This window comes from Streptomyces sp. NPDC001407, assembly GCF_042895325.1.
In the GTDB taxonomy this organism is placed as follows: domain Bacteria; phylum Actinomycetota; class Actinomycetes; order Streptomycetales; family Streptomycetaceae; genus Streptomyces.
Genome location: NZ_JBIAWF010000022.1, coordinates 130,649 through 142,936 on the forward strand (window position 1 = coordinate 130,649; position 12,288 = coordinate 142,936).

General features: G+C 70.4%; 13 protein-coding genes. 7 read left to right on the forward strand and 6 right to left on the reverse strand.

The genetic code is table 11. From position 1 onward, the window contains the following. Positions 1-61: 61 nt before the first annotated feature. Positions 62-292 (reverse strand): DUF397 domain-containing protein, encoded by a 231-nt coding sequence (locus ACFY1P_RS26790; protein WP_390752078.1) that lies wholly within the window; start codon positions 290-292, stop codon positions 62-64. Continuing rightward, on the reverse strand, positions 289-1,152 hold the full coding sequence (locus tag ACFY1P_RS26795) for a helix-turn-helix domain-containing protein (protein WP_390752079.1): 864 nt from the start codon (positions 1,150-1,152) through the stop codon (positions 289-291). The genes ACFY1P_RS26790 and ACFY1P_RS26795 overlap by 4 nt, the downstream gene beginning before the upstream one ends. A 261-nt stretch (positions 1,153-1,413) precedes the next feature. On the opposite strand from ACFY1P_RS26795, the gene ACFY1P_RS26800 reads away from it, so the two are divergent. The 7 genes from ACFY1P_RS26800 (at position 1,414) to ACFY1P_RS26830 (ending at position 7,951) form a co-directional block, all read left to right on the forward strand. Next, complete coding sequence (locus tag ACFY1P_RS26800; protein WP_390752080.1) at positions 1,414-1,881, forward strand: ATP-binding protein; 468 nt, start codon at positions 1,414-1,416, stop codon at positions 1,879-1,881. A 196-nt stretch (positions 1,882-2,077) separates the two neighbouring features. After that, positions 2,078-3,391, forward strand: coding sequence for a UDP-N-acetylglucosamine 1-carboxyvinyltransferase (locus ACFY1P_RS26805; RefSeq protein WP_390752093.1), 1,314 nt, complete (start codon positions 2,078-2,080; stop codon positions 3,389-3,391). Beyond that, positions 3,388-4,623 (forward strand): bifunctional metallophosphatase/5'-nucleotidase, encoded by a 1,236-nt coding sequence (locus ACFY1P_RS26810; RefSeq protein WP_390752081.1) that lies wholly within the window; start codon positions 3,388-3,390, stop codon positions 4,621-4,623. Before ACFY1P_RS26805 ends, ACFY1P_RS26810 begins: the two co-directional genes overlap by 4 nt. Continuing rightward, complete coding sequence (dcd, locus tag ACFY1P_RS26815; protein ID WP_390752082.1) at positions 4,620-5,156, forward strand: dCTP deaminase; 537 nt, start codon at positions 4,620-4,622, stop codon at positions 5,154-5,156. Before ACFY1P_RS26810 ends, dcd begins: the two co-directional genes overlap by 4 nt. Continuing rightward, a complete protein-coding gene (locus ACFY1P_RS26820; RefSeq protein WP_390752083.1) occupies positions 5,153-5,689 on the forward strand; it encodes a deoxycytidine triphosphate deaminase in 537 nt (178 codons plus the stop codon). Before dcd ends, ACFY1P_RS26820 begins: the two co-directional genes overlap by 4 nt. Next, on the forward strand, positions 5,686-6,798 hold the full coding sequence (locus tag ACFY1P_RS26825; RefSeq protein WP_390752084.1) for a glycosyltransferase family 4 protein: 1,113 nt from the start codon (positions 5,686-5,688) through the stop codon (positions 6,796-6,798). Before ACFY1P_RS26820 ends, ACFY1P_RS26825 begins: the two co-directional genes overlap by 4 nt. An 82-nt stretch (positions 6,799-6,880) precedes the next feature. Then, entirely contained in the window at positions 6,881-7,951 is a 1,071-nt protein-coding gene (locus ACFY1P_RS26830; RefSeq protein WP_390752085.1) for a serine hydrolase domain-containing protein, read from the forward strand. 50 nt (positions 7,952-8,001) lie between these two features. On the opposite strand, the gene ACFY1P_RS26835 is transcribed toward ACFY1P_RS26830, so the two are convergent. The 4 genes from ACFY1P_RS26835 to ACFY1P_RS26850 form a co-directional block, all read right to left on the reverse strand. Continuing rightward, positions 8,002-8,553, reverse strand: coding sequence for a hypothetical protein (locus tag ACFY1P_RS26835; protein WP_390752086.1), 552 nt, complete (start codon positions 8,551-8,553; stop codon positions 8,002-8,004). A 126-nt stretch (positions 8,554-8,679) separates the two neighbouring features. Continuing rightward, positions 8,680-10,392 carry a relaxase/mobilization nuclease domain-containing protein gene (locus ACFY1P_RS26840; protein ID WP_390752087.1) on the reverse strand — a complete coding sequence of 571 codons (1,713 nt, stop codon included), beginning with the start codon at positions 10,390-10,392 and terminating at the stop codon, positions 8,680-8,682. After that, the gene (locus ACFY1P_RS26845) at positions 10,389-10,949 is read right to left on the reverse strand and encodes a MobC family plasmid mobilization relaxosome protein (protein WP_390752088.1); all 561 of its coding nucleotides are present in this window, start codon (positions 10,947-10,949) and stop codon (positions 10,389-10,391) included. The genes ACFY1P_RS26840 and ACFY1P_RS26845 overlap by 4 nt, the downstream gene beginning before the upstream one ends. Before the next feature lie 366 nt (positions 10,950-11,315). Further along, positions 11,316-12,035 (reverse strand): DUF2637 domain-containing protein, encoded by a 720-nt coding sequence (locus tag ACFY1P_RS26850; RefSeq protein ID WP_390752089.1) that lies wholly within the window; start codon positions 12,033-12,035, stop codon positions 11,316-11,318. Positions 12,036-12,288: the final 253 nt, after the last annotated feature.

Sequence of the window (12,288 nt, forward strand, 5' to 3'; positions counted from 1 at the left end):
GGTCCGAGCGACCGCGTTTCGTTCGGACCGGCTTCGTCTTCACTGGCAACGTGGCCCCGGGTCAGCTGCCGGTGTCTGCTTCCTCGGCCGCGCCGCTGACGAAATAGGCCCACTGGACTGGGCTGAACCGCAGGACGGGTCCGCTGGGACCCTTGGAGTCGCGGACAGCGATGATGCCGCCGGCCTCGGCGACTTCGACGCACGCTCCGTTGCCGGAGCTGTGGCTGCTCTTGCGCCAGCAGGCGCCGCTGAGGTCGGCCTCGTGAGCCGGTCGCCTGTCGTTGGTGCTCATGTCTTGTGTATCTCCCTTGCGATGTTCTCCAGGATGGCGGGGGTCTCCTGCGGGTCCGGCCCTGCGGCTCGTACGAGGTCGAAGGTCTGGATGAACTTGCGGACATCGCGTTCCTTCTCCAGGTACACGTTTCCGGCGATCGAATCGACGTAGACCACGGTCGGCGCCTTGGTGCCGAACTCCAGCAGCGCGAAAGTCCCGGCCATGGCCGCGTGGGCGCCTTTGGCGATCGGCATCACCTGGATCGTCACGTTCGGCAGGGTGGCGGCATGGATCAGGTGCTTGATCTGGGCCGCCATCACCTCCTTCCCGCCGACCGGCCGTCGCAGGGCGGCCTCCTCGACGACCACCCACAACTCCAGGGGATCCGGACGACGCGAGAGGAGGTCCTGGCGCTGCATGCGGAAGCGGACCAGCCGCTCGACCTCCTCAGGCTCGCCAGGCCGGACCGCGGCGATGACGGCTCTGGCGTAGTCCTCGGTCTGTAGCAGTCCGTGGACGAATATCGGCTCGTAGGCGCGAAGGGCGACCGCGTCGGACTCCAGTCCGGCGTAGGTGGCCATGCCGGACGGCAGGACCTCTTCGTAGTGGGCCCACCAGCCTTGTTGCTGGGCGTCCTTGTGGATCTGCATCACGGCCTCCACCTGAGCGGGGTCCTCGACGCCGAACCAGGCGAGGAGGTCGCGCACGTCCCGGGCCTTGATCGGGGCCTGTCCGGTCTCCACTCTGCTGATCTTCGACATCGAGCACTCCAGATGTGCCGCGACGTCCTCGATCCTCTTGCCCGCGCTCTCGCGCAGCCTCCGCAGCTCGGCTCCGAGCTGGCGCTTGCGTACGGTCGGTCCACTGGCCGTGGCCATCACCCCTCCTTGATGCCCCCGCGTGCGGCAGGTTGCCGTACGCAAGTGTGCCCCAACGCCGCCAACTCCTACCGCTTCACCGGAGTTTGAGTCCACAGCCACGGCAGTGGGGCAGGCATATGCCCACTTGTCTCACGCACTTGCGTGGGAGAAGTGCACGGGGCCATTCTGAGGGCGCTTCACGATCCGTAGCACTTGCTGTCGCTGATCGTCGGTGGCTGGCGTGCGCGGATTCCGCCTCGGACGGAGGGAGCCCCCGCGATGCACGCGTTACCACGCCAGAAGTCTCAGCAGCAGGCGGAAACGGCCGACGACGATGCGGTGGTGATCGAACGATCGCTGCACTTCTCCATCCCGGCCGTCCCGGCTGCGGTGCCCGCTGCCCGCTGTGAGGTGACCGGCCAACTCGGTCTGTGGGGTCTGGGCAGCGCGACGGTGCTGGAGACCGCTGTGCTCGCGGTCAGCGAGCTGGTCACCAACACCGTGCGGCATACCGCCGTGGCCCGGGCCGATATCCGGCTCGGCCTGGACGAGCGGCACCTGACGGTCGCGGTCCACGACCGCGACCCGCGCCTGCCCCGCCGCGCGGCCGTTGCGCACCTGGATGGCAGCGGCGGCTGGGGTCTGCGCCTGGTTCAAGCCCTGGCCGTCGAAGCCGGCGGCAGAACCAGCACCCCGCTCGACGCCGACGGGGGCGGCAAGACCGTCACGGTCCTGCTGCCGCTGTAGATCACTTCGGCAGGCGGCGGCATGTTCCCGCAGAGGCGTCGCCGCCCGCCGAGCCGCACCGCTTCCTCCCCACCCGGCGGTGCGGCAGGCGCCATCGCACCCCGTGGCGCCCGGGGGCGGGCCCGGCCTCCCAGACCGGTCCCGCTCCTCTCGACTTCCCGGCATCTTCCTCGACTTGGAGGCCTTGGTGTCATCCCTGCCCGTACCCGCCCCTGCGGCGGCTGCCCCGCACGCACTCACCGTCCGGCCCGGCAGCCCACTCGGAGGCGTCGTGACGGTAGACGGCTCGAAGAACGCCTGCCTGCCCCTGCTGGCCGCCGTTGCCGCCACCGGGCGGCACGTGAGGCTGGGCAACGTGCCCGCCAGCGCGGACGTCCAGCTGATGCTGGACCTGATCCGGCAGTGCGGCATCCGTATCTCCTACCCCGTCGGCGAGAGCGGGAGCCTGATCCTGTGGCCCGGCACGCTGGGCCCGGCCACCCCCGACTTGCCGGACGCCGCCTGCATCCGGGCCTCCTACTACCTGGTCCCGGCCCTGCTGGCCCTGTACGGATCGGCTGTGCTGCCGTGGCCCGGCGGCTGCCACATCGGCGAGCGGGGCATGGGCGAACACTTCAAGATCTACGAAACGTTCGGCGACACCGTGCGAAGCGACGAGGGGCGGTACTGCGTCACCGCGTCCGGCCGCAAGCTCGGGCAGGTCAGGCTCGACCTGCCGTTCCGCTCGCGTGGCGCGACGATCGCCGCCGTGCTGCGGGCCGTCGTGGCCGACTGCCGCCTGGTCCTGGGTAACCCGAACCTCTCGCCCGAGACCACCACGCTCCTGGCCGTCCTCCAGGAGGGCGGCTGGGACGTCCATGCGAGCGACGAGACGATCACCCTGGCCCCGCCGCAGGCTGCGGGCGGCGGCCTTCACTGGTGGGTGCCCGGCGACAAGATCGAAGCGGGGACGTTGGCCTGCGCCCTCGCCGCCACGGGCGGGGCCGGACGGATCGAGGGCCTGCGAGGCGGCGATGTCCGACTTCTCGCCGGCTTACTGAACCAGGCCGGGATCCCGGTCAGCGTTGCCGCCGACGCGGTCACCGTGCACCCCGACGCCCAGCCGACGGGCCGCCCGCTGCGGGCGATCGCCTCCCTCGCCCCGGACGGCCTGGACGCCGACTTCGAACCCTCGTTGATGGCCCTCGCGCTCGGCCTGCCCGGCACCCACCTGTTCGGCGACTCCATCAACCCCGGCCGCCACCACAACCTCCTGCCCCAACTGGCCCGGCTCGGCGCCCGCATCGACGCCCTCTCGCCCACCCAGTGCCGCCTGACCGGTCCCCAGCGGCTGACCGGCGCGCTGGTCGAGGCCACCGACATCCGCACCGGCTCCGCCCTCCTGATCGCCGCCCTCACCGCCCGCGGCACGACCACGCTCACCGGCCTGGACCAGCTCCGGCGCGGACACGCCGACCTTCCGGGCAAGCTCCGCGCGCTGGGCGCCGACCTCACCGAGCTGGTCCGATGACCGCCCGGGTGCTGGAGCGGATCGTGGCGACGACCGACTTCCACTCCGCCATCGACCAGGCCACCGGCATGCTCGACCACCTCAGCCAGATACGGGCCACCTCCCTGGTCGCGGACTGCGGCGACTTCTTCGAGGGCAGCGGCTACTACCGGCTCGGCCAGGGCTCCATCGAACGGGCCCTGCTCACGGGGCTGTACGACGTGCTCGCTCCCGGCAACCACGGCTGGCCCCACCACTTCGAGCCCGAGCTTCACCCCCTGACCGTGTGCGCGAACGCTGTCGACGACGCCACCGGGCGACACCTGTTCGACCGCCTGCGGATCTTCCGCATCGGCGGCCGGAGGGTCGCGGTCACCGCCGTCATCGGCACCGACGCCTTCGGCGACATCCCGGCCCGCCAGCGGCAAGGGCACCGGGCGACCGACCCGGTGCGGGCTCTGCGCGAGGTGCTGCTGGCCCACCACCACGAGGCGGACGCCTGGATGCTGCTGTCGCACTCCGGGTTCGAGCACGACCTGGCCCTGGCGGCCGAGTGCCCGTTCCTGGACGTCATCTTCGCCGGGCACTGCCACAGCGACCACTACGCGCCCGAGCCGGTCGGCGACACCCTCGTGGTCAAAGGCGGCGAACTCGGGGCCGGATACGCGCTGGCCGAACCGGTCGGCGTCGGCTGGGTCGCCCACACCTGCACCTTCCCCACCCGCCATGCGACGTGGCCGAAGGAACTGGCGCCCGCCGCCCGGCAGATCGCGGCGGTGCGGAAGAGGCTGAACACCCCGTTGGGGCTCACCGCCGAGTCCTACCGCGGCACCGTGCCCGACCGCCACCGCGTCCTGGCCGACGTCGCCCCCCGGCTCCGCTCCGGCCTGGGGGCCGAAGCCGTCATCCTCAACGACACCGTGCTGCGGCCCCAGAAGCTGGGCATGGTCCTGACCTTCGGCGACCTGATGGCCATGGAGCCGTTCGCCAACCAGCTGGCGCACGCTCGCGTTCCCGACGCCCACCGGGGCGATCCCGCGGGCCTGGTCGCCTACCTGGCCGAGCGGGTCGGCCCGCTGGTCACTGCCCCCGATCCGCTGCCTGCCGGGCTGGTCAGCGTGCTGACCACCGACTTCCTCGCCGAGAACTTCCTCGGCGACCGGCGGCGCCAGGCTGGCATCTCCCTCGGCCAGGCCGTCCGCCACGTCCTGACCCACCACGACTCCTTGAGCGAAGGAAGGCTCCCGCGATGATCCTCACCGGACCCGAGATCACCGCCGCCGCCCTGGACGGACGACTGCGGATCGACCCCTTCGACCCCGAGCAGGTCAACCCCAACAGCTACAACGTCCGCCTCGGCACCCACCTCGCCGTCTACACCTCCCCGGTCATCGACGCCTACCGCCCCAACCCCGCGACCCCCCTCACCCTCGGCGGCGACGGCTACGACCTCCAGCCCGGCGAGCTCTACCTCGGCCACACCTTCGAGCAGGTCGGCTCCAACCACTTCGTGCCGCTGCTGTTCGGCCGCTCGTCCGTCGGCAGGCTCGGCCTGTTCGTCGAGATCACCGCGCCCATCGGCGACATCGGCTTCCACGGCCAGTGGACCTTGATGCTCACCCCCGTCAGGCCACTGCGGGTGTATCCGGGCATGGAGATCGGGCAGATCATGTTCTTCGTCGCCACAGGGCCCGTGGACCTGTACGCAGGCAAGTACCAGGGCTCGTGCGGACCCCAGCCCTCCCGGGCCTGGCAGGATCTCACGGAACAGGCGGCCTCCTCGTGATCCTCACCAAGGCGGCCATCACCGAGGCCATCGCCACCGGCGAGATCAGCATCGAGCCCTTCGACGCGGCCCGGCTCTCCCCGAACGCCTACGACTGGCGCCTGGGCGAGACCTTACGGATCTGCGACGGCTACCTCGACGCTGCCCGACCCACCACCTTCACCGAGACCGCCATCCCCGCCACCGGCACCCTCCTGGAACCCGGAGTCCTCTACCTCGGCGTCACCTACGAGAAGACCGGCTCGGAGACGTACGCGCAGATGCTCAACGGCGACCGCACCACCGGCTCCCTGGGCATCTGGGTGCACGTCTCCGCACCCCTGGGACACGTCGGACACGCCATCCGCTGGACGCTGGAGATCCGCGCCACCAAACCCGTGCGCATCTACCCGCGGATGACCTTCGGCAAGCTCATCTTCCTCGCCACCGCCGGCGACCGCGCCAGCTACCAGCACACCGGCGGGAAGTACGCGGCCACCGAGGGCATCGACATCTCCCGCCTCTACACCGAACTCGCCGGAGGCCCCCGATGACCCCCGGTACGTCCGGGCCGCTGGTCGCCACCGCCCTCGACCTCCCCGCCGGCAGTCCGGGCGGAAGCGTCGAACTCTTCCTCGACCTCTACACCGGCCCCCAGCCCCTCATCCCGGCCCGGCCCTTCATGCTCGCCCCCACCGGCCGACGCCCCCGCAAACCGGCCGGACTCGAACTCCTGCCGGTCGTCGGCAAGTGCCTGGACGGCCCGGCCTTCCACCGCTACGTCGCCGTCCTCCAGCGGGCCATCACCGACGCGATCGCCCCCGCCACGATCGGCGTCCTGCACGTGCAGCACCTCACCTTCGGCGCCGCCCCCGCGCTCCTGCGCGCCCTGCCCGGCCACCCGAGCATCGCGCTCGTGCACGGCACCGACCTGATCTTCGCTGCCGCCAACCGCCACCAGCACCAGGTCCTGACCGACACCACCCGGCATGCCGACGCCATCGTCGTACCAACGACGGCCATGGCCGACCGGCTCCTGCAGATCGCCCCGAACACCGACCGCACCAAGATCCACCACATCCCATGGGGCGTCCCCGACCAGCTCCTCGCCCGCCCGCCTCGCCGATCACCCCGCACGCCGGGCGGCCCCTTCCGGCTCCTGTACGCCGGGCGGCTCACCCCGGAGAAGGGCGTCGAGAACCTGCTGCGGGCCCTGGCCGCGGTCACCGGTGTCGAGCTGAGCATCGCCGCCCCGCACGATCAGTTCCACACCCTCGCCCCCGCCCTGCGGGCCTCCGGGGTGAAGATCCGCTACCTGGGCTGGCTCCGCCGCCCCCAGCTGTGGAGATCCTTCGCCGACCACGACCTGCTCGTCATGCCCTCCACCACCCTGGAAGCCATGGGCCTGGTCGCCCTGGAGGCCCAGGCGCGCGGCCTTCCCGTGCTCTACCAGCCTGTCCCCGGCCTGGCCGACACCCTTGCCGCCTCCGGCACCGCCACCGACTTCACCCGCCCCGCCGCCCTCGCCCGCGACATCGACCGTCTCCGCACCACCCCCGGCCTGCTGCCCGCCCTCCGGCAGGCCGGACGCAGCAACGCGGCCCGCTACCGGCTCAGCGCCACCGCCAAGGCCCTGACCGAACTCGGCCACCGGATCAGCTGACGCACCCCCGCCTTCCCCAGCCGGGCCCGCCCACGTCACTACGCTGACGGGCGGGCCCGCACCACGATCCCCGGAGATGCTCATGGCAGACAGCACCGAGACGATCAAGCAACTCGTGGCGGACGGCGTCCGCGCCAAGGTCTACCCCGGCGCTGTATGGGCCACGGGCAATGCCGCAGGCATCCAGGCCGGCGGCACAGCCGGCGCCCTCGACCCCGCCCAGCCGGACCTCCCCATGCGGCCGGACACCGTCTTCGACATCGCCAGCCTCACCAAGATCCTCGCCGTGTGGTCCGTCATCGGCGCCCTGTGGGAGGACGGCGCCCTCCCGCTCGACGAACCGCTCGACGGCCTGTGGACCGAGGTCACCGGCCACCCGCTCGGCCAGGTCACCGCCCGCCAGCTGTTGACCCACACCGCCGGTGTCCCGCTGCGAGCCCAGCTGAAGAACCTCTACGGCACCGACCCCGCCGCCATCCGGGCCGGGGTCCTGCACGAGGCCCTGCACCGGCCGCCCGGCGAAGCCGTCGAATACACCGACCGGGCCGCCCTCATCCTCGGCTACCTCGCCGAACATCTCTCCGGCCAGAGCCTCGACCAGCTCGCCCGCACCCGCATCTGGCAGCCGCTCGGCATGACCCACACGCGCTTCGGCCCCCTGCCGTCCGAGCTGGCCGCCCGCTGTGCCCCCACCGAACTCGACGAGGACACCGGCCGCCACCTCAAGGGCACCGCCCACGACTTCTCCGCCCGCCTCCTCGGCGGCATCTGCGGCATCGCCGGCACCTTCTCCGTCCTTGATGACCTGGCTCGTTTCTTGCGCTACATGCTTGACCCCGCCACGGCCCCCACGGCACCTGGGTTCGGGCCGAACTGGGTCGAGGAGTCACTGACCGTCCAGACCGGCGCCCTGGAACCCGTCCGCGGCCTCTTCTGGCACCCTGCCCCCGGTACCAACCCCGCTGACCGGATCTACGTCCACTACGGCTTCACTGGAACCGGCATGTGGATCTCCCCGAAACAGGGAACCTGGGCCGTCTTGCTGACCAACAAGCTCTACTACACCCGCGACCGCCAGCCCCTCACCGACATCCGCAACAGTTACCGCGAAATGATCTTCGGGTATCGGACGTGTTCAGTGGCCTCAGTGTGAGGAAGCTGTCGGCAGGGCACTCAGCCCAGTTCTGCTGATCGGTCTGTGAATCAGTTGGGGAGGTTTTCCGCCCGCAGGCGTTCATTCTCCTTCTCCAGGGCGGCGACACGAAGTTCGAGTTCAGCACGCGATGGTTTCTTCCGCGCTGGAGGAGTCGGTGGCGTGGGTGGGGGCGAAGGCTCGCAAACCAGCCCGATGTGTTCGAAGGCGACGATGACCGCTGGAGAGAGCCCGCATTCGCTGCATGTCTCTTTGTCCCAGAGGCGTTCGTCGGGTCGGTCCTGATCTGCGGGGCGTTCCACTTCCGCGATGTGTCCGCAGAAGAGACGTACCCGCCACCGTGCGTACTCCCTTGGGGAAGAATCCGCGCTGCTGAGCAGTGCCTCGATTGTCTTGAGCTGCTCCGGGCCCAAGGGCGGTGCCTTGGCAAGCTGTTCCGCGACCCATCGAGCGATGCTCTCCGCCTCTTCCTGCCGACGTCTGTCTGCACGAGACAACTCGTAGCGTGCCAGCGGTAATCCCTGACTTTGATAGCGGACTGTCACCCCGGCCAAGGTACGGACCCTCTCGGCGCCAGGCAGCAGATGTTCCTCCTCCCGCATCTCGTATGGATGAACTGGTCGGCTTCTATACACGGTGACGTTGCTGTCGTGATTCCGATGCTGGCCCCAGGTAGCCGCCGAGGCTGCTCGTGTTGAGGTGAGCGGCCCCAGCGGGTGTGGGGCGGTCTATCGGCGATGTTGGTGTTGCGACTTGGCTGGCGCCGTAGTCACTGCGGACATGGGGTTGCGTGCCTGCTGGGTAGCAACGTGAGCCGTGGTGGTCGAACGTCGGCGGGCTGCTTCGGCGCGGCGATTGGGTACGGGATTGCGGGCGGTGTGCCGGATGCGGGTGATCAGGACGCGGGCCGGCTGGCGGGCAGTGGTCAATTCGCGTTGAGCGGCGGCTTCCTTGAGGAGCTGGTGGGGATTGTGGCCGCCGGCTTCAGCATCGGCCAGGACGGTGGCGAGGGCCAGCCAGCTGGGGTCGGCGAGGATCCGTTCGGCATGGTCGGGGACAGCTGCGCGTACGTCGCTGACGAGGGCGAGGCGGGCCTCTTTCCTGGGCGGGCGGGCTTCGAGTTCGGCAAGCAGCGGAGTCAGTGTGCGGTCGGCAGCAACCTGGAGATGCCAGACGGTCTGGCGAGCCGCGTCGGCCTGGTGAGCGTGACTCTTCGCCTCGTGCCAGCGTTCGGCGACGATCGCGGCCCAGACGAGGGCTGCGAGCAGGGTGGCAAGGACGCTGCCGTCGGGTCCGGTTGCGGTGTTGACGATGTCGCGCGCCGCGCTGCGGAGAGCCCAGGCTGCTCGGTCTTCGGCCCGGATCTGGGAGCGCTGGGCTCGGGCGAACGCCTGCGAGGCGGCATGGAGCTCGGTGTGCAGGTTGGCGGGGGCCTTCTGGGCGGTGGCCTCCAGAAGTTCGCCGAGGGCGGTGATGTGGGCCTGAGCACGTATGTCGTCGGCGAGGTCGACGCAGAGGACGTCCAGCGCGTCGGTGGCTTGATGCCAGGGGGTGTTCGGGTGGTTGCGGCGTGCGGTGGGGTGCTCTTCGGGTTGGCTGGATTCGAGTCGGGCTTTGAGCTTGGGCAGGGAGAGGTCAGGGGCGATCTTCCCGCCGGGGTGGTAGATCTGCTCGCCGTTCTTGTTGAGGTCGCCGCGGCGGCCGACGGCGTAGCCGAGGAGATCTCCTGACGGGCTGCGTCGGGCCTTGACCTCGATGCCGTCGGCTTCGAGGTAGGCGAGGAGTTCCTCGGCGCTGGTGGCGTGGGGGATGGCGGCGCGGATGCGGTCCTGGAGCCATTCGCGGCTGGTCTGTCCCCAGCCGAGGCGTTCGGCTTTGTGCATCTCGGCCTGGGTGGGGCGCCGGGTGCCGGTGCGGTCGCCCTTCTTCAGGCGGCGCAGGCCGTAGTCCTTCTCGATCTCGCGGCATTCGTCGCCGACGCGGATGCCGCTGTTGTGGAGTTTGGGGCGGCGGCCGTCTTCGCGGACGGTGGTGGCGAGGATGTGGATGTGGTCGTCGGCGTGGCGTACGGCGATCCAGCGGCAGGCGAGGTCGTCGCCTGCAGGGGCGATGCCAGCGGCTTGGACGATGCGCTGGGCGATCTCGCCCCACTCTGTGTCGGAGAGGTAGCGGTCTTCGGGTGCGGCTCGGATGGGGCAGTGCCAGACGTGGTCGGTGATCTTCTGGCCGAACTCGCTGTTGCGCAGTCGGACGGGCTCGTCGAGGTGGCGGGCGAGTTCGGTGAGGGTGGCGTTCTCGTCGCGGCCGGGGTCGGGCATGCCGAGCATCGCGAATCCGGCCACGATGTGCGGGTCGAGGTGTTCGTCGTGGCGTCCGGGGCCGTAGAGGTAGGCGAGCAGGCCGCGGGTGTTGGAGCCGGGCGGTTTTATGGCGGCGATCACGCGACCAGGTCCTCTGTCGGGGCGGCGGGCTGGCGCAGGGCCTCCGCAATCAGGGTGAGCAGGTGGTGGAGTTCGTCGAGGCGCTGGCGGATGTCGGGTGGGGTGTGGTCGTTGTTGAGGGCGCGGGCGATCTGGTTGACGTTGACGCCGATTCGGTTGAGCTGGCGCAGGACCTGGGCGCGGAACACGTGGGTGCGGCGGCGGTCCTCGGACAGGGGGAGGTTGGCGGTGAACCGGCCGGTGAGGAAGGCGAGGACGACGTCGGCAGCGAAGCCGGACTCGCCCTTGTAGCCGTGTTCGGTGGCGGTCTCCTGGAGCAGGGTCAGCTCGTCGTCGAGGAACCGCAGGGGGCCGACGCGCTGGTCGCGTTTGGTGCCGGTGAAGCGGCGGATCGTGGGCTGGGCGCTCTTCACGGTGGGCTCGCCGGCCGTGGGCTCGCCGGAGCGTACGGGGCGGAGGATCTCGCGCTGGACGGCGTGGAGGGTGTCCGGGTCGGGGCCGCCCTCCGCCCCGGCTTCCTGGTCCGGCGCCCCCTGGCGCTGGGCCGTCTCCGCCACCCCTGGGGCGGAGATTCCCCGAGTCCGGCCTTGAGTCGGACTCGGGGTACTACTGGCTCCGCCAGGGGCCGTCTTCCCGAACGCGCGCCGCAAACGGTCCATCAGCTTAGGGGACTTCGTCAGGAGCGAGGGCTCGTCGGCGGGGTAGTCGGGGTGATGCGGGTCGTGCGTCACGGGTGGCCTCCGGGAAGGGCGGGGCGGTGTGGCGGATGCCGTATGAGTGGTCCGGCAATGAGTGCGGGCGAGGCTCGGCGGTGCGCGGGGCCCTGCTGCGGTCCACAGGGGTGGGGACAAGCTGTGCGGGCGGGGCGGTGGGGTGGTCGGAAGGGGTTCCGACCACCCCGGCTGGTCCGGCGGGACGAACGGTCAGCCGGTGTTCGAGTCGGTCTCGAATTCGGTCCGCAGGGCGTTCATGACCTCGGTCAGCCGTTCTCCGCCGACCTTGAGGCCCTTGTCCCGTATGGCGTTCAAGACCACCGCGCGAGAGAGGCGGCCATGTTCGGCTGCGGCGATACGCCCGATCTCTATGAGCTCTTCGACGGTGGCGTCCGCCGGGCGGCCGCCTCGCCGTTTGGGTTCCGAATCCCCGGTGGGCAGTTCCGGAGCCTCGGTGGGTGCCGGCATGGCTGCCGTGTCGGCAGTGGTCTCCCGGGTGATGAGGATGTGGAGGTGGACGGCTCCCGCGAGGGCAAGTGGGGCGAGGGTGGACAGGATGCCGACCGTGGCGTCTCCCAGATGGAGGTCCCCGGCGGGGCCTTGCTGGTTGAGGCGTACGGCGTGGAGGGCGTTGGCCCAGATGCTCGCGGTGGTCGCGGTGCCGAAGAGGGTCCACACGTACAGGCGGGCGCGGAAGGGCGCGGTGCGCAGGACCAGGAGAGCGCGGACGCTATAGGCGATGAACCCGTCGATCACGAGCGGGAAGAGATAGGTGAGGAATCCGCGGACGTGGATGGCGACGGCCATCTGCTGGAGGGCGTCGTAGGACAGGGCGCATCCGGCGGCGCCGAGAGTGAGGATCGCGGCACGGTCCCAGCCGGTGGCGCGCTGGCTGGTGCGCGGTGGGGCGGATATCGCGAGGGTGGTCATCGGGGTGCGGTGCTCCTGCGGTGGTGGTGGAGAGGGCCCGCTGGCGTGGTCCGTCTTCGCCGTCTTGGCCGTTGCAAGCGCAGGTCAGGGCGGTTACGGCAGAGGGGAAGACGCTCTGTCCTGAGGTGAGGCCGTGGCGTCTTGGCCTTTGCCCGGGGTGAGCTTGCTCCGCTTTGACGGACACGTTGGTTGTGTCGGTCAGGCCGCGAGTGCGGCCTCGTACTCGGCAGGGCTGAGGTAGCCGAGGCTGCTG